Source organism: Promicromonospora sukumoe, from assembly GCF_014137995.1.
GTDB classification, from domain to species: domain Bacteria; phylum Actinomycetota; class Actinomycetes; order Actinomycetales; family Cellulomonadaceae; genus Promicromonospora; species Promicromonospora sukumoe.
On the sequence record NZ_JACGWV010000001.1, the window covers coordinates 3,368,756 to 3,384,711 of the forward strand.

The window sequence follows — 15,956 nt, forward strand, 5'->3', positions numbered from 1 at the left end:
TCATTCGCCTCCCCGCCGCACGGCGGTCTGCTCGTCGAAGCGCACGTCGGGCAGGAACCCGCTGCGCAGCCAGCCGTCGTCGCCCGCGGTGAAGCGCCACTTCGCCGACGGGGACTGCCCCAGGACGATCACCACCCAGGTGAACTCCGGGTTCGCGAACCGCGCCGCGAGCATGTCCTGCTGCGCGGCCGACGGCGCCTGCGACAGCACCAGCACGCCGCCGTCGCCCACCTCCAGCTCGGGCAGCACCTGCTCGATCCCGGTCAGGTGCTCGACCTGCTCGGGCCGGGGCAGGCCGTTGCCGACCATGACCACGCGCGGGTCGTCGGACCACGGGCTGCCCGTCAGCTCGCCCAGCCAGCGGCGCAGCACCTCGTGCCGCACCCGGGTGGGGCCGTCCAGGCTGATCACGCCGCGGGCCACGGAGAAGTCCACGAGCACGCGGCCCGTCTCGCCCATGCCGAGGTTGACCAGCCGGGAGAACGGGGTGGTCGGGCTGTCCGACGCCGTGCCGGACTGGAGCTTGGCGAGCGGCGCGGACCAGCTCTGCCCGTCCTCGCTCACCTGCCACGGCGACGGGGCCGGCGACGCCGGGTTGGTCAGCCGCAGCCGCAGCGCGCTGCCCTCGATGAAGACGCCGGTCGTGCCGGGGATCTCCAGGCCGTCGCGCTCGCAGGCCGCCATCAGCACGCGCAGCGCCCGGTCGACCGTCCACGCCGCCGACGTGTCGGTGCGCAGCAGGCTGTCGTCGAACGGCTCGGCCCGCTTGCGGCGCCGCACCAGCCAGATCACCAGGAGCACCAGGCCGCCGAGCAGCAGCGCGCCGCCGACGACCAGCAGGATCGGCACCACGGGCACGGAGAAGCTCGTCTCCTCGGCGCCCGCCACGTCGGCCACCGCCGTCGGCGTCGGCGAGAGCGAGGGCGCGACCGACGGCGACGGGGACGGGCCCTCGTAGCCCGGCAGCGGGCCGAACTTCAGGCCCTTGCCCACCGCGTCCTTCGGCATCCGCAGCACCCAGCCGGGGGTCAGCGTCCGCGGGTCGGTCAGGTACTCGCCGTCGGGCTGCCGGTGTCCCTCGGTCAGGGCGGCGATCTCCGGCCAGCGCTCCCGGTCGCCCAGGAACCGCTCGGAGATGGCGTTGAGCTTCTCGACGTTGTCGTCGGGCGTCGCCTTGACCACGTAGTACACGACCGATCCCGGCGGGCCGCTACGGCTCGGGACGGGTCGCGGGGTCTCGGACGGGCTCGGCGAGACCTCCGCCTGCGCCGTGGCGCTCGGCTTGGGGCTCGACTTCGGGCTCGGCTTGGGCGTGGGCTTGGGCGGCGGCTCGCCGTAGACGCGCATCTCCCAGATGGAGTTGCCCGCCGTGCCGCTGCGCGCGCCGGAGTACATCCGCACGTACCGGCCCTCGCCGAGCATGTTCAGCACGTCGTTGCCGCCGTCGCCTGCACCCACCCAGTGGGTCTCCCAGGACTCGCCGTCCTTCGACAGCTCGATCCGGTAGTCGGTCGCGTAGGACGCCTCCCAGTCGATCTCGACCCGGTGCACCGTCGTGACCCGCCCCAGGTCGATCCGCAGCCACTGCGGGTCGCTGAAGGCGCTCGACCACCGGGTGTTCGAGTTGCCGTCCACGGCCTGGCGCGCGGGGAACTCGGGCTTCTCGAGGGACGAGGCCACGGCCGGCTTGCCCTGCGAGAGCAGGACGGGCTCCACCTGCTTGTCCGTCACTACCGGCGCGTGCTGTACCTGCGCCTGTGCTGCGCCACCGAAGAACGTGCCACCGAACGTCAGGAGCAGCGCTGTCACCAGGGTCGTCGCCACGGAAAGGCGTGCGACCCCTGTCAGTCGTTCACTCACCGGCCCGTCGCACCGCCGTCTGCTCCGTGTAGCGGACGTCGGGCAGGAAGCCGCTGCGCAGCCAGCCGTCGTCGGCGGCGGTGATCCGCCACTTGGCCGACGTCGACTCGCCGAGCACGATGACGACCCAGGCGAAGCGCGGGTCGGCGAACCGGGAGGCCAGCAGGTCCTGCTGAGCCACGGACGGCGCCTGCGACAGCACCAGCACGCCGCCGCCGGTGGCGTCCAGCTCCGGGATGACCTGCTCGATCGCCGTCAGGTGCTCGACCTGCTCCGGCTGCGGCAGGCCGTTGCCGACCATGACGACGCGGGGGTCGTTGGACCACGGGTTGCCGGTCAGCTCACCGAGCCAGCGGCGCAGCACCTCGTGCCGCGCACGGGTGGGGCCGTCCAGGCTGATGACGCCGCGCGCGCGGGCGAAGTCGACCAGGACGCGGCCGGTCTCGGCCACGCCGATGGTGACGAGCCGGGAGAACCGCGCGGTCGAGGCCTCGCTGGCCGGCGCCGCCTGCAGCCGGGCCAGCGGGGCGGACCAGCTCTGGCCGTCCTCGTTGGCGACGAACGGCTCGGGCGCCGGGGAGACCGGGCCGGCCAGCCGCAGCCGCATCGCGCCACCCTCGATGAACACCCCGGTGATGCCCGGGACGTCGATGCCGTCGCGCTCGCACGCGGCGAGCAGCACGCGCAGGGCGCGGTCCACCATCCACGACGCCGACGTGTCGGTGCGCAGCAGGCTGTCGTCGAACGGCTCCTCGCGGCCGGAGCGCGAGCGGCGCACCAGGTAGACGACGACGAGCACGAGGGCCGCCGCCACCACGGCGAGGCCCACGCCGACCAGGATCGGCTCCAGGAACGACCCGCCGGACTGCGTCCCGTCACCGGGCGAGTCCGTGGCCTCGGCCGGGGTGCTCGGCTCGGCCGCCGCGCTCGGGCCCGGGAGCGGGCCGTTCTGCAGGCCCTCGCCCTTCGCGTCCTCCGGCATCTGGAGCACCCAGCCGACGGTCACGACCGCCGGGTCGGTGAGCTTGCCGCCGTCGGGCTGCACGCGACCCTCGTTGAGCTCGAAGATCTCCGTGTTCCGCTCGCCGTCGCCCAGGAACCGCTCGGCGATCAGGTAGAGGTACTCGGGCTCGCCCTCGGGCGTCTCCGCGATCACGTAGTACGGGACCGACGGCGCGGCCGACGCCTCGGGCGAGGCGCCCGCCTCACCGGCGCCCTCGCCCTCCGCGGGGCCGGTCGGCAGCGCACCGACCTCGAGGCCCTCGCCCTCGGCGTCGTCGGGCATCTGCAGGACCCAGCCCGGCAGCAGGACGGTCTCGTCGGTCAGGGCCTCGCCGTCGGGCTGCGTGCGGCCCTTGTTCAGCTCGAAGATCTCCGTGTACCGGCCGCCGTCACCGAGGAAGCGCTGGGCGATGTCGAACAGGAACTCCTGCTCGCCCTCCGGCTTGGCCGGCACCACGTAGTACTTGACCTCTTCGCCGTCCTTCGTGGCGGCGAGGGTGGTGGCCAGGGCGGTGGCAGGGCCTGTGACGACGGTGGTCGCCTGGGCGTTCGATGTCAGGGCTGTTGAGGGCTGGGCCGCCGACGGCAGGGCTGTCGACGGCAGAGCGGTCGCGACGAGGAGAGCCCCGGCCGCAGTCGTGGACAGTATCGCCGCGGCCATGGCGGCGGCGATGCGGTGGGGGTGCTGCACAGTTGCTCCGTCTTCAGATGTGTCGCGTCAGTCGGGATGTACGTGCCGGAGGGAGATCCGGGAGGACGTGCGCCGTCCGGGGGGCCCGGGCTCACACGGAGCCGGGGACGCTCCGGTCCGGCAGGTTGAGCAGGTTGGTGCCGGGACCGGCCCAACGGAAGGTGGTCATCACCGCGTCGAAGAAGAAGACCAGCGCCTCGGCCAGGCGCTCGGTGGCGGTGCTGTTCCAGACCGTGCTGAAGGACAGGACCAGCCACTCGCCGTCGGTCTCGTCGCGGGAGACGGCGTAGAGGACCTGACGGGTCGAGAGCTCGGGCCAGTCCTCGTCGCGCTTCATCTGGTGCTCGGTGTGCACCACGCGGACTCCGGGGCGGCCGTCGAGCTCGACCAGCTCGCTCTCCTCGTAGCCGTCGCCGAGGATGCTGGTCACGATCTGCAGCGGGTTGGTTCCGGCGTCGCTCACGACCTCGATCTCGGCGATCGAGGCGGGGATGTGCACGCCCTCCATCGGCTCGGTCGGCAGGTAGACGGCGCCGGTGCCGGCGTCGCGCGCGGCGGCGAGGTTCTTGTGCAGCTCGTCGCGCAGCATGTGCCGGTACGGCTCGGCGCGGTCGCGGGGCAGGGAGTCGGGCAGGGCGCGCGCGACGACCTCCTCGACCGCGGCGTCCAGCGCCCGCTGCTGCCCCTCCCCCGTCGGGAAGCGTGCCCAGCCGGGCGGGAGCAGGAGCACCCAGGCATCGGTCGGCTTGCCGCCGCGCCCGGGGTTCGCGCCGGAGGTCGGGTCCGGCGTCGGGTCCGACGTCGTGCCCGAGCTCGGGCTCGTGACGGCGGGCTGCTGGTCGGTCATGGTCCGCTCCGGGTGATCCGTACGGCGGGCAGCAGCTCGTCGAGCGCCGCGCCGACCGCCTCCGCGATGATGATGTCCTGGGTACGCCACAGGAGCACGGTGTCGACCACCGCGTCCGTGTGCTCGGTGCGCCGGCCCAGGCCGACGCTCAGCCAGACCTCGGCGCTGTCCGGGTCGATCTCCGTCCGGGTGACCCGGATGCCGTCGCCGTCGGGCAGGTCGAGGTACTCGATGCTCGGGGCGTTCACGGGGTTGCCGCCCGTGGCGCCCAGCACCTGCATGAGGATGTCGTCCTCCGTGCCGGGCTCGCTGAGCGCGACGCTGACCAGCACGGGAACCGGGCCGCGGTCCTGGAGGCCGACCAGCGCGGCGACCCGCGCGTCGGGCGCGACCTGGTCGGCGAACGCCACGAGGTTGGTCACCGACTCGGCGACGTTCTGGTGCATCAGCCGGCGGTCGGCGTCGGACACGGGCACGCCCAGGTCGATCATCTGGTCCATCGTGGGCTCGACCGAGGCGAGCACCGCCGCGACGACCTCGTCCTGCCACTCGCGGACGACGTCGGCCGGGTCCGCGCTGGAGGGCACGGCCGTCCAGCCGTCCACCTGGTCGATGGTCCACGCCCAGTCCTGGACGCCGGCCGTCGCCGTGCCCTCCGCCGCGCTGCCTGCCGCGCCCAGTGCGCTGCTCTCGCTCACTAGATCGGCTCCCCGGCTCCGGTCGTGATGTGGTTGTACTCCCAGTCGGTCGTGCCGGTGAAGTTCTCCCGGAGGTCGTCGCCGAACGACGACGCCGGCACGCCGGTGCTCCACGCCCCGGAGACGAAGCCGGTGAACCAGCTGCCCGAGCCCAGGACGTAGACCCACGGCTTGACGAACCCGCCGGTGATCCCGGTGATCTTCAGGCCGTCGAGGGCCGCGTTGATCGCGCCGAGCTGCTTGATGCCGCCGATGCCGATGGCCCCGGTGAAGGAGGGGATCTTCCAGGCGGCCGGGTTGATCTTCAGCAGGTTCTGGAGCTTGGACAGGTTCGTCAGGTTCTCGGTGAACTTGAGCCCGCCCGACAGCACCCGGTTGAGCGCGAAGGCGCTGAACGGGCCGTCGATGTTGTTCCGGAAGACCGCCAGGCGGTCCGCGACACGCGACAGGTCGTTCAGCCGGATCGCCGTGGCCGACTGGGACGCGGCCTTCGAGGCCTTCACGGCGGCACCGATCACCTTGGCCACGGCCAGGCCGGCGACCGCGGTGATCACGCCGATGGCGCCCCAGACCACGCCCATCCAGCTCTCCTCGCCGGTGGCGGCCAGCACGATGGAGCCGAGCAGGCCGACCACCGCCACGCCCAGCGCCACCCAGGCGAGCACGCCGAGGCCCGGGATGATCATCGCCAGCACCGCCAGGGCCATGCCGATCCAGCCGAGGATCTCCACGAGCCCCTTGAGGAACTTCATGAAGTTGTGCCGCAGGGCTTCCTGCCAGCTGTGGTTCAGCCCGTCGTCGCCCCAGTTCTCCTTGATCTTGGTCGCGGCGGCCTGGGCCGCCGCGTCCAGGGCGGTCATGGCGTTGCGGGCCTTGGTCTTGGCCGCGTCGAGCTCGCCGTTCGCGGTCGAGATCTTGTCCGCGCGGTTCTGGGACTCGTTCTTCTGCTCGGTGGTCAGGGCCGGCGCGTCGTCCGGCCGGTCCTCGTTCACCGGGTCGGGCAGGCCCTCGGCGCCCTTCCGGGCGGCGGACGCGTCCTGGGCCTGGGTCAGCGCCTTGCCCGTCTCCGAGCGCGCGGTCTCCAGCTCCGGGCGGTACGTCACGAGCGCGGCGTGCACGTCCTCGTAACGGCCCGCGGCCGCGCCCAGCGCCTCGTGGCTCTCCCGGGCGCGCTTGCGCATCGCGTCGGCGGCCTCGCCCTTGAGCAAGGTCTCGTCGCCATCGCCGATCTTCTTGAGGAGCGCCGCCTGCGTGGTCATCATCTCGGCGATCTCTTTGTAGTGCTTGATCACCGCATCCAGCCCGGACGCCTCGGCCGGCACAGGGTCGTCGTCGTAGTCCAGCAGATGCCACTCACCCACGCGGGCGGCGCTCATCCAGTCTCCTCAGGGTCGCGCTGACTCGTTGTCAGCAGGTCGTGCCGGGTCCGCCCTTACTTGTCGGGCGTCAGCGACTTCTCCAGCTCGATCTCGGTGTCGTTCCAGGTCTCGGCGGCCGTCTCCATCTTGCCCTGGAGGTCCTTGAGGTTGTCCTGGAGCTTCTCCCGCTTGACCCACCAGCTATCGACGAAGTCGCCCATGGCGTTCTTCACCGTCTTGTGACCCCAGATGTCGCCGTCGTCCCAGAGCTCCTTCATGTTCTCGAGCTCGTTGAGCACCGACTTCAGCTGCTCGGCAGCATCGTCGACGGCGACCGAGGTGACGACGAGGTCAGCCATCCGACGACTACTTGTTCAGAGCGTTCGCGAGCTCTTCGTCGGTCTTGCGCAGCGCCTCGGCGGCCTGCTTCAGGTACTCGCCGATGCCGGTCAGACCCTCCATGACCTGCTTGCCACCCTTGTCGAGCTCCTTGTAGGACTCGTCGAAACGCTTGGACGACTTGTCCGTGACGTAGCCGTCCTGCACCAGGTTGTCCACCATCGAACGCAGCTGGTCCAGCTTGTGCTGCATGTCGTCGGCCTCCTGCTTCATGCGCTGGGAGGCGTCCTCCATCTGCTGGAAGGTCACATTGATGTTGGCCATGATTCGGTCCTCTCGGGTTGCCTCGTGGAAAACAGGGCGATCGTACATGAACCGGACACCCCTGGGGTGAATCCTAGGACAATCCCCTATGCAGAACCCGGAACCGTCCGTTCAGGCAGGCTGACCGGGCTCGCACCGGGGCCGGTCCAGCGGAACGTGGCCATGACGGCGTCGAAGAAATCGACCAGGGTCGCGGCCAGCCGCTCGGTGCCCGGGCTGTCCCAGCGGGTGCTGAAGGACAGCACCAACCAGTCGCCGGCCACCTCGTCCCGGGAGACGACGTACGTCACCTCGCGTGTGGAGCTCAGCGGCCGGCCGCCCTCTCGGTGCACATCGTGCCTGGTCCGTACCACCCGCGCACCCGGACGACCGTCCAGGTCGACGGGCTCGCCCAGCCCTGCCGTCTGGTCCTGCCCTGCCGTCTGGTCCAGATCTGCCGTCTGGTCCAGCCCGTCAGGTTCGCCCAGAACCTGCGCCGCGACCTCGGCGGTGCTGCGCCCGATCTCGCCGAAGACCTCCGACTCGGTGATCGACGCCGGGACCGCCATCCCGGCGACCGGCGCGGTCGGGAGGTACACGGCCCCGATGCCCGCGTCGGCGAACGCGGCGCGGAGCGCGGTCCGGAGCGCGTCGTCGCCGGACGGCGCCCGCGCGACCACCTCGTCGACGGCGGCGTCGAGCTCCTTCTCGCGGAGCGCGCCGGTCGGGAACCTGGCCCACCCCGGGGGCAGGAGGAAGGCCCAGGTGTCGGTCGGGGACCCTGCCGCGAGGTCCGCCTCCGGGCCGGTCATGCCGCGGTCCGGGTGATCCGCACCGCGGGCAGGAGCTCGTCGAGCAGCTCCAGCATCGCGGCGCCCAGCATGAGGTCCTGGGACCGCCACACCAGCACCGTGTCCACCACGACGTCGTCGTGCTCGGCGCGCCGGCCGAGCCCGATGCTGAGCCAGCCGCCCCCGGACAGCTCGCCGACGTCGAGGCGGGTCACCCGCACGCCGTCGCCGTCGGGCAGGTCGGGGTACTCGACGTTCGGCGGCGCGACGGGGTTGCCGCCGGTCGCGCCGAGCGCGGCCAGCATGCCGTCGTCGGGGTCCGCCGGATCGCTCGCCCCGACGGCGACCAGCACGGGCACCGGGCCACGGCCCAGCACGCCGAGCGCCGCGACGACCCGATGTCCCTCGGCCGCCATGCCGTCGGCGAACGCCCGCAGGTTGGTGACCGACTCGCCGGCCGCCCGGTCGAGCTCCGCTCGCCCGGCCTCGTCGAGCCCGACCTCGTCGAGCTCGGGCCGCTCCGCGGGCCCGACGGCGGTCTCCGTGTCGGCGTCGTACTGCGTCCGGAGCGAGTCCCGGACGGCGACGAGCGCCTCGCGCTCCCACGTCGCGACGTCCTCGGGACCCTCGGTCGCGAGGGCGGGGACCACGAGCCAGTGGGGGGCCGGGTCCACGTTCCAGGTCCACCCGGGCAGTCCGGCACTGGGCAGACCGGCGGAGGGCAGGCCGTTCGGCGTCGTCATAGGACCGGGTTCTCCCCGTACAGGCCGCTGTAGTCGGCGTCCCGCCACCCGTCGAGGCTCCAGCGCGGGTCGCTCGGGTTGAAGTTGGACGGGTTGACCAGGCTGAACGGACGCATGGCCCACCCGAAGGTGTACGAGATCGGGCCGATGTACATCCATGGCTTGATCGTGAAGCCGGTGACACCGATCTGACCGAGCGCGGACGTGATCTTCTGGACGTCCTTGATGTCGCTGATGCCGATCAGGCGGTCCCACCGCCAGGTGCCACCACCCAGCCGGTCCATGAGCCGGCTCAGGTCGGTCGCGAAGTACTTCGGGTTGGTGAACACCTGCCACCAGCCCGGCGAGACGCTGGTCTTGCCCGCGAAGTCCTGCCAGCTGCGCAGGTTCCGGCCCAGCGGCCCGAGCGTGATCGTCAGGTCGTTGATCCGGCGGGTCAGGTCCGGGTTCCGCCCGATGTTGACCATGCTGCGCAACCACTCCCGGTCCCTCATCAGGAACTGGAGCTGCCGGTTCTGGCTCCCGAACGAGCCGGCGCCCTTGGTCAGCAGCGACGCCTGGATGTTCTTGAGGTTGCCCGCCATCTTGGCCGCCACGCCGATCAGGCCGAGGCTGAGCACGCCGATGATGACGCTCAGCCAGCTGCCCTCGCCCTGGACCGCCAGGATGAAGCTGGCCGCGACGGACACCACGGTGGCGATCACGCTCAGCAGGGTGAGCATGCCGAGGCCCGGGATGAGGATGCTGAGGATCGCCAGCGCCATCCCGATGTACATCAGGATCTCGACGAGCTTCTTCAGGAACTTGTTCAGCTTGTGCAGGAACGCTTCCCAGCCGCTGTGGTGCAGGCCGTCGTCGGCCCAGTTCTCCCGGATCTTGTTCGCGGCGGCGGTGGCCGCGGCGTCGAACCGGACCATGGCGGCTCGTGCCTTGGCCTTTGCCGCCTCCAGGGCACCCTTGGCCTCGTTGATCTTGCCGGTGCGGCTCTCGGACTCCCGCTTCTCCTTGTCCGTGAGCGGCGGTGCGTCGTCCGGCCGGTCGGCGTTCACCGGGTCGGGCAGGCCCTCCGCGCCCCTCTGGGCGGTGTCCGCGTCCTGCGCCGCCGTCAGCGCGAGGCCCGTCTCGGAGCGCGCGTACTCCAGCTCCGGCCGGAAGGTCTTCAGCGCGTCCCGGATGTCGTCGTACCGGCCGGACGCCTTGTTCAGCGCCTCGGCGCTCTCCCGGGAGCGCTTGCGCATCGCGTCGGCGGCCTTGCCCTTGAGCAGGGTCTCGTCGCCGTCGCCGATCTTCTTGAGCAGCTTGGCCTGCGTGGACATCGCCAGTGCGATGTCCTCGTAGTGCTTGATCACCGGGTCCAGACCGGCCACGTCGGCCGGGACGGGGTCGGAGTCGTAGTCGAGCAGATGCCATTCCCCGGCCCGGGTATCGCCCATCTTCGTCGTCCTCCTGCTACGTGTGCGCTGTCAGTGGAACTGCTGCTCGTGGCACTACCGCTCGTGGCACTACTGCTCGTCGAACGACGCCGCGAGCTCGATCTCCAGGTTGTTCCACTGCTCCGCGGCCTGCTCCATCTTCTTCTGCAGGTCGGAGAGGTTGGTGGTGAGCTTCTCCCGCTTGACCCACCAGTCCTCGACGAAGTCGTCCATGGCCCGCTTGACGGTGTCGTGACCCCAGACGGTGCCGTCCTCCCACAGCTTTCCCATGTTCTTGAACTCGTCGACGATCGCCGCCAGCTGCGTGGCGGCGTCGTCGACGGCGACCGACGTGACTACCAGGTCGGCCATGGGACTACTTGTTCAGGGCGTTCGCGAGCTCTTCGTCGGTCTTCCGGAGCGCCTCGGCGGCCTGCTTGAGGTACTCGCCGATGCCGGTCAGACCCTCCATGACCTGCTTGCCACCCTTGTCGAGCTCCTTGTAGGACTCGTCGAAGCGCTTGGAGGACTTGTCGGTGACGTAGCCGTCCTGGACCAGGTTGTCGACCATGGTGCGCAGCTGGTCCAGCTTCGCCTGCATGTCGTCCGCCTCCTGCTTCATGCGCTGGGAGGCGTCCTCCATCTGCTGGAAGGTCACATTGATGTTGGCCATGACAGAACCCCTTGGGTGTCGCTCGTGCTCGGACGGACTCACGTACGCGGTAATCGTCATCAATCGGACTAACCGGACGGCGACGCGCGCGTGAACAGCCGGGGAACGGCACGCGGCGCAGCGACGACGGGCCCGGGGATCACCCCGGGCCCGTCGCCGTTCAGCCAAAATGTGCCCCTCACCTGGGGCTTTGCGGTCTCAGCAGTGCCCCAGGAACGGCCGGTCCCGGAACCTCCGGTCGAGGAACGTGATGACGCCGGGCGCGCCCGTCACCATCGTCGAGACGTGCTCGCCGAGGTGCCACTCCCACTGGACGTCGGCCCCGGCCGCGCAGTACTCGTCCCGCAGCGTCCGCGCCTGACCCGGCGCGACGATCTCGTCGAGCGTCCCGTGGAAGAGCCGGATCGGGACGTCGGGCGGGTTGGCCCCGAGCCGGTTCTCGTCCAGCCGCGCCTGCCACTGCGGCGACCGCAGCGGGTTCGTCGAGGTGAACATGCCGATGTTCTGGAACGCGTGCGGCAGCGTGGCCTCGACGCAGGCGTCCTTCTCCCGCTCGAACGTCTCCCGGCCGCGCTCGTTGAGGTACGACTCCAGGTCCAGCTCGGGGTAGGCGGCGTCGAGCCCGTAGGCCGCGAACAGCAGGAACCCGAACCCGACCTTCCCGTCGAGCCCCTCGGCCACCTCGGACAGGTCGGCGGGCACGCCGCCCGCGGCGACGCCGACCAGGTCGAGCTCCGGCGCGTACTCGGGCTGCAGCTCGCCCGCCCACATCGCTCCCCCACCGCCCTGCGAGTACCCGGAGAAGGCGACTTTGCCGCCGGCCTCCAGCCCCGTGGCCGGCAGGTTCGTCGCGGCGCGCACGATGTCGATGACGGTGCGCCCCTCCGACTGCCCGACGACGTACGTGTGGCCGCCCGGCGTCCCGAGCCCCTCGTAGTCGGTGACGACGACGGCCCAGCCCGCCAGCAGCATCGGCTCGATGAAGGGCCGCTCGTAGTCGAGCCAGCGCGACGGCGCGCACGTGTCGCCGACGCCGCGCGTCCCGCTCGCCACCGACACGATCGGCCGCGGCCCCTCGCCCCGCCAGGGCGTGTTCGGCACCAGCACCCGGCCGGTCACGGGGATGTCCTGGCCGGTCGCGTTGGTCGAGTGGTACATCACCAGGTAGTTGCGGGCGGTGAGCTGCCGGGGCTCCTCGCGCCACCGGACGATCTCGCCGTCCGCGCCGTCGGGCAGGGGCGTCGGCGGGGTGTAGAAGTCGTCGAGCGGGACGGCCTGGTTCGGCACGACGGGCACGTCGGGCACGTCGGAACTGCTGGAGGTGCCGGACACCTTCGCGGACTCGCCCACCTGGGCGCGCTGGTCCGCGCGGGCGAACAGGTCGGCCGGTTGTGCTGCGCCGGCCGACGAAGGCGCCGGCGACGAGCCGGCTGGTGCGGTTGTGGCCGACGGGTCGGCGGCCGAGGCCGGGACGGCGGCGACGCCGGGCAGCCCCAGCACGGTCAGTGCGGCGACGACGGCGGTCCAGCGGAGCCGCGAGCGGCGTCGGCCTGGCTCAGGGACGGCGGACGAGACGGCGGACGAGGCGTGCGAACGGTTGACGAGCGGCATCGGATCTCCTCGCTGAGGTCCACGGACGCTCGGCACTGAGCGCCCGGGCCCGCGCACGGGCCGCTACTGACTGTAACCGCAATAGTGGCAGCGCGACAGCCTTCACCCCATGACTTCGGCCGGTTGCGTTGAGATCGGTCGGTCGACCGACCGATCTCAACGCAACCGGCCGAAGTCGGTGTCGCGGTCTTGTACTGGCCTGGCCGCTAGCCCTTGGCCGGGGCGGGGGCCGGGGACGCGCTCGTCTCGGCGCGCTCCACCAGGCCGACGACGACGGCGGCCAGGGGCACGAGCACCAGGTTGCCGAGCAGCATCGTGCGCAGGAACGGCAGGCCCGCCACGTAGCTCGCGAGCAGCCCGTCCAGGGTCGACGGGTACATCCCGTCCAGCAGCCACACGCCGAAGTTGGTCCAGGCGAAGAACCACAGCGAGCCGACGACGCCCACGCCGAGCGCGGCCGCGTACCGCTTGGGCCCGCGCAGGTGCCGCGCCAGGATCGCGCCGACACCGATCACCGCCCAGGCCGACCAGGTGAACCACATGATCTGCGTGTTGCCGAGCACCGCGTCGCTCACCGCGACCACGGCGAACGGCACCACGGCCGCCCACCGGTTGCGGAGCAGGAGCACGGCGAGGAAGGTCGCCGCGGTCGCGATCTCGAGGTTCGGCGGCGCGCCCAGCCCGGGCGCGACCAGCCGCCACACCACCGCGGCGGCCAGCACGAGCACCACGGTCGCGGGCCGCCACCACCGCTGCGCCAGCTCACGCACGGAGAGATCCCGCCCAGCCAGCTCCCGCCCGCCCAGGTCCCGCCCGGTCAGATCACGCGCACCCTGCCCGGGGCGCGAGTCAGCCGCCTGGTCCCGTCCGTCGGACGACGGCGTCAGAACGTGTCGATCGTCCACGTGATCTCCTGACCGTCCTCGGTCTCCAGGGAACCGGCGCCGACCTGCGCGAGCTCGCCGTCCACGGACAGCGACCAGAACTCGTTCTTCGAGTCGTCGGCGGCCCGGCCGTTGATCGCGGTGACGAAGGCGTTCTCGCCCTCCCCCGTGACCTCGGCCGACGGGTCCGCCTCCAGGAGCAGCTCCAGCGCGGTCGCGCCGGTCCGGCCCTCGTAGCCGAAGGTGTCCGCCGACGTAGACGCCGACTCGGACGCGCTCGCCGACGCCTCGGCGTCCTGCTGCTGGCCGAGGGTCGCGGAGACCATGGTCTCGGGCTCCGCGGTCGTACCGCCGCAGGCGCCGAGCAGGCCGGCGACGAGGAGTGCGGTGGCCGCGGAGGCGACTGCCCGGAGCGGGCGGCGAGTGGTCGTGTTCACGCCGGTCAGTCTAGGTCGGGGCGCGCCGCAGGGCGCCGTCGTCTCAGACGTCGATCCGGGACCGGTCCAGCTCGGCCGCGCCCGCGATGAGGAACTCCTTGCGGGGCGCCACGTCGGTGCCCATCAGCAGCTCGAACGCCCGCTCGGCGGCCTCGGCGTGCTCCGCGGTGACGCGGCGCAGCGTGCGGTGCCGCGGGTCCATCGTGGTCTCCGCGAGCTGGTCGGCGTCCATCTCGCCCAGGCCCTTGTACCGCTGGATGTCGGGCTTGTAGCGCCGGCCCGCGCGGTCGAGCTTCTTGAGCGTGACGCCCAGCTCGGCCTCGGAGTACGTGTAGATGTACTCGTTCTTGCGGCGGCCGTTGCCAATCACCTCGACGCGGTGCAGCGGGGGCACCGCCGCGAACACGCGGCCCGCCTCCACCATCGGCTTCATGTAGCGGTAGAAGAGGGTCAGCAGCAGGGTGCGGATGTGGGCGCCGTCGACGTCGGCGTCGGTCATCATGATGATCTTGCCGTAGCGCGCAGCCTCGACGTCGAACGACCGGCCGGAGCCGGCGCCGAGCACCTGGATGATGGCCGCGCACTCAGCGTTGCGGAGCATGTCGCTGATCGACGCCTTCTGGACGTTCAGGATCTTGCCGCGGATCGGCAGCAGCGCCTGGAAGTCGCTGGAGCGCGCCAGCTTGGCGGTGCCGAGCGCGCTGTCGCCCTCGACGATGAACAGCTCGGAGCGCTCCACGTCGTTCGAGCGGCAGTCCGCGAGCTTGGCCGGCAGCGAGGAGGTCTCCAGCGCGTTCTTGCGGCGCGAGATCTCCTTCTGCTTGCGGGCCGTGATGCGTGCGCGCATCTCGGCGACGATCTTGTCCAGGAGCAGCGACGCCTGGGTCTTGCCGTCGCGCGTGGTGGAGGTCAGGCGGGCCTGGATCTCCTTCTCGACGACGCGGGAGACGATCTGGCGCACCGGGCCGGTGCCCAGCACCTCCTTGGTCTGCCCCTCGAACTGCGGCTCCGAGAGGCGGACGGTGACCACGGCCGTGAGGCCGGCGAGCACGTCGTCCTTCTCGATGCGCTCCGCGCCGTCCTTGGTGGAGACCTTGAGCTTGCGCGCGTTGGTCTCCACACCCTTGCGGATCACCTTGAGCAGCCCCTGCTCGAAGCCCGTCAGGTGCGTGCCGCCCTTGGGGGTCGAGATGATGTTGACGAACGAGCGCACCTCGGTGTCGTAGCCCGTGCCCCAGCGCAGCGCGATGTCGACCTCGCACTCGCGCTGCACCTCGCGCGGCGACATGTGGCCGCGCTCGTCCAGCACCGGCACGGTCTCCGTGAAGTTGCCCGAGCCCTGCAGCACCCAGGTCGCCGTGACGGGCGTGTCCGGGGCCAGGAACTCGACGAAGTCGGCCGCGCCGCCGGTGTGCTTGAAGGACTCCTCGTGCGGCCCGTTCTCGCCCGGCGTGCCCGGCACGCCGCGCTCGTCCCGCACCACGATCTCGAGGCCCGGCACCAGGAACGTGGTCTGCCGGACGCGGGTGACCAGCTCGTCGTAGCTGAACACCGCGGACTTGGGGAAGATCTGCCGGTCGGCCCAGTAGCGCACGCGCGTGCCGGTGCGGCCGCGCGGCACCTTGCCGACCACGCCGAGCTCGGAGTGGTCCACGAAGGGCTGGAACTGCGCGTCGGGGCTGGGGCCGGACGCCGGGTCGGAGAAGTTGCCCGGCTCGCCGCGGTGGAAGGTCATGCGGTGCGTCTTGCCGCCACGGTCCACCTCGACGTCGAGGCGGGAGGACAGCGCGTTCACCACGGAGGCGCCGACGCCGTGCAGACCGCCGGACGCCTGGTAGGAGCCGCCGCCGAACTTACCGCCCGCGTGCAGCTTGGTGTAGACCACCTCGACGCCGCTCAGGCCGGTCTTGGGCTCGATGTCGACCGGGATGCCGCGGCCGTCGTCCGACACGGTCACCGAGGTGTCGGCGTGCAGCACGACGCCGATCTTCGTCGCGTGGCCTCCCAGGGCCTCGTCGACGGAGTTGTCGATGACTTCCCAGAGGCAGTGCATCAGGCCACGGGAGTCGGTGGTCCCGATGTACATCCCGGGACGCTTACGAACCGCCTCGAGGCCTTCGAGGACGGACAGGTGGCGAGCGGTGTACGACTCGGACGTTGCGGTCACGGCGACAGCGTAGACGAGGTCACCGACAACCCACGTCAGGCGCCCCGTTACGCACCTCGAACGACCGTGTGACGTGGGTGTGACGCCGAGATTCACCCCATGACAGAAATTACCCTTTCAGCGCAATTAGGGGCGGAACG

At 71.3% G+C, this 15,956-nt stretch carries 16 protein-coding genes; all 16 read right to left on the reverse strand.

Annotated features, from left to right (window positions below):
• The 16 genes from FHX71_RS14905 to FHX71_RS14980 all read right to left on the reverse strand — a co-directional run bounded on the left by FHX71_RS14905 (position 1) and on the right by FHX71_RS14980 (position 15,816).
• Positions 1-1,824, reverse strand: coding sequence for a discoidin domain-containing protein (locus FHX71_RS14905; protein WP_312877057.1), 1,824 nt, complete (start codon positions 1,822-1,824; stop codon positions 1-3).
• A 28-nt stretch (positions 1,825-1,852) separates the two neighbouring features.
• Positions 1,853-3,553 (reverse strand): LysM peptidoglycan-binding domain-containing protein, encoded by a 1,701-nt coding sequence (locus FHX71_RS14910; protein ID WP_182617589.1) that lies wholly within the window; start codon positions 3,551-3,553, stop codon positions 1,853-1,855.
• A 91-nt stretch (positions 3,554-3,644) separates the two neighbouring features.
• The gene (locus FHX71_RS14915; protein ID WP_246402585.1) at positions 3,645-4,400 is read right to left on the reverse strand and encodes a hypothetical protein; all 756 of its coding nucleotides are present in this window, start codon (positions 4,398-4,400) and stop codon (positions 3,645-3,647) included.
• The gene (locus tag FHX71_RS14920) at positions 4,397-5,098 is read right to left on the reverse strand and encodes a hypothetical protein (protein ID WP_182617592.1); all 702 of its coding nucleotides are present in this window, start codon (positions 5,096-5,098) and stop codon (positions 4,397-4,399) included. The genes FHX71_RS14915 and FHX71_RS14920 overlap by 4 nt, the downstream gene beginning before the upstream one ends.
• Positions 5,098-6,474 carry a hypothetical protein gene (locus FHX71_RS14925; protein WP_182617594.1) on the reverse strand — a complete coding sequence of 459 codons (1,377 nt, stop codon included), beginning with the start codon at positions 6,472-6,474 and terminating at the stop codon, positions 5,098-5,100. Before FHX71_RS14925 ends, FHX71_RS14920 begins: the two co-directional genes overlap by 1 nt.
• A gap of 56 nt (positions 6,475-6,530) precedes the next feature.
• A complete protein-coding gene (locus tag FHX71_RS14930; protein ID WP_182617596.1) occupies positions 6,531-6,815 on the reverse strand; it encodes a hypothetical protein in 285 nt (94 codons plus the stop codon).
• 7 nt (positions 6,816-6,822) lie between these two features.
• The gene (locus FHX71_RS14935; RefSeq protein WP_182617598.1) at positions 6,823-7,119 is read right to left on the reverse strand and encodes a WXG100 family type VII secretion target; all 297 of its coding nucleotides are present in this window, start codon (positions 7,117-7,119) and stop codon (positions 6,823-6,825) included.
• 86 nt (positions 7,120-7,205) lie between these two features.
• The gene (locus FHX71_RS14940; RefSeq protein ID WP_182617601.1) at positions 7,206-7,910 is read right to left on the reverse strand and encodes a hypothetical protein; all 705 of its coding nucleotides are present in this window, start codon (positions 7,908-7,910) and stop codon (positions 7,206-7,208) included.
• Positions 7,907-8,632 carry a hypothetical protein gene (locus FHX71_RS14945; protein WP_182617603.1) on the reverse strand — a complete coding sequence of 242 codons (726 nt, stop codon included), beginning with the start codon at positions 8,630-8,632 and terminating at the stop codon, positions 7,907-7,909. Before FHX71_RS14945 ends, FHX71_RS14940 begins: the two co-directional genes overlap by 4 nt.
• Complete coding sequence (locus FHX71_RS14950) at positions 8,629-10,065, reverse strand: hypothetical protein (RefSeq protein ID WP_182617605.1); 1,437 nt, start codon at positions 10,063-10,065, stop codon at positions 8,629-8,631. The genes FHX71_RS14945 and FHX71_RS14950 overlap by 4 nt, the downstream gene beginning before the upstream one ends.
• Before the next feature lie 69 nt (positions 10,066-10,134).
• On the reverse strand, positions 10,135-10,416 hold the full coding sequence (locus FHX71_RS14955) for a hypothetical protein (protein WP_121383829.1): 282 nt from the start codon (positions 10,414-10,416) through the stop codon (positions 10,135-10,137).
• A 4-nt stretch (positions 10,417-10,420) separates the two neighbouring features.
• Entirely contained in the window at positions 10,421-10,717 is a 297-nt protein-coding gene (locus tag FHX71_RS14960) for a WXG100 family type VII secretion target (RefSeq protein WP_182617607.1), read from the reverse strand.
• 198 nt (positions 10,718-10,915) lie between these two features.
• Positions 10,916-12,328, reverse strand: a complete 1,413-nt coding sequence (locus FHX71_RS14965; RefSeq protein WP_182617610.1) for a lipase family protein — start codon at positions 12,326-12,328, stop codon at positions 10,916-10,918.
• A 206-nt stretch (positions 12,329-12,534) separates the two neighbouring features.
• Positions 12,535-13,233 (reverse strand): DUF6580 family putative transport protein, encoded by a 699-nt coding sequence (locus FHX71_RS14970; protein ID WP_182617612.1) that lies wholly within the window; start codon positions 13,231-13,233, stop codon positions 12,535-12,537.
• Positions 13,212-13,649, reverse strand: coding sequence for a DUF4430 domain-containing protein (locus tag FHX71_RS14975; protein ID WP_182617614.1), 438 nt, complete (start codon positions 13,647-13,649; stop codon positions 13,212-13,214). Before FHX71_RS14975 ends, FHX71_RS14970 begins: the two co-directional genes overlap by 22 nt.
• Positions 13,650-13,692: 43 nt before the next feature.
• A complete protein-coding gene (locus FHX71_RS14980; protein WP_182617616.1) occupies positions 13,693-15,816 on the reverse strand; it encodes a DNA gyrase/topoisomerase IV subunit B in 2,124 nt (707 codons plus the stop codon).
• Between the last annotated feature and the right edge of the window lie 140 nt (positions 15,817-15,956).

What these genes read in the sequence shown, in the direction of transcription:
- FHX71_RS14915 (WP_246402585.1), bottom strand. Translation starts at nt 4,400, where the DNA reads ATGACCGACCAGCAGCCCGCCGTCACGAGCCCGAGCTCGGGCACGACG.
- FHX71_RS14925 (WP_182617594.1), bottom strand. Translation starts at nt 6,474, where the DNA reads ATGAGCGCCGCCCGCGTGGGTGAGTGGCATCTGCTGGACTACGACGAC.
- FHX71_RS14930 (WP_182617596.1), bottom strand. Translation starts at nt 6,815, where the DNA reads ATGGCTGACCTCGTCGTCACCTCGGTCGCCGTCGACGATGCTGCCGAG.
- FHX71_RS14935 (WP_182617598.1), bottom strand. Translation starts at nt 7,119, where the DNA reads ATGGCCAACATCAATGTGACCTTCCAGCAGATGGAGGACGCCTCCCAG.
- FHX71_RS14940 (WP_182617601.1), bottom strand. Translation starts at nt 7,910, where the DNA reads ATGACCGGCCCGGAGGCGGACCTCGCGGCAGGGTCCCCGACCGACACC.
- FHX71_RS14945 (WP_182617603.1), bottom strand. Translation starts at nt 8,632, where the DNA reads ATGACGACGCCGAACGGCCTGCCCTCCGCCGGTCTGCCCAGTGCCGGA.
- FHX71_RS14950 (WP_182617605.1), bottom strand. Translation starts at nt 10,065, where the DNA reads ATGGGCGATACCCGGGCCGGGGAATGGCATCTGCTCGACTACGACTCC.
- FHX71_RS14955 (WP_121383829.1), bottom strand. Translation starts at nt 10,416, where the DNA reads ATGGCCGACCTGGTAGTCACGTCGGTCGCCGTCGACGACGCCGCCACG.
- FHX71_RS14960 (WP_182617607.1), bottom strand. Translation starts at nt 10,717, where the DNA reads ATGGCCAACATCAATGTGACCTTCCAGCAGATGGAGGACGCCTCCCAG.
- FHX71_RS14965 (WP_182617610.1), bottom strand. Translation starts at nt 12,328, where the DNA reads ATGCCGCTCGTCAACCGTTCGCACGCCTCGTCCGCCGTCTCGTCCGCC.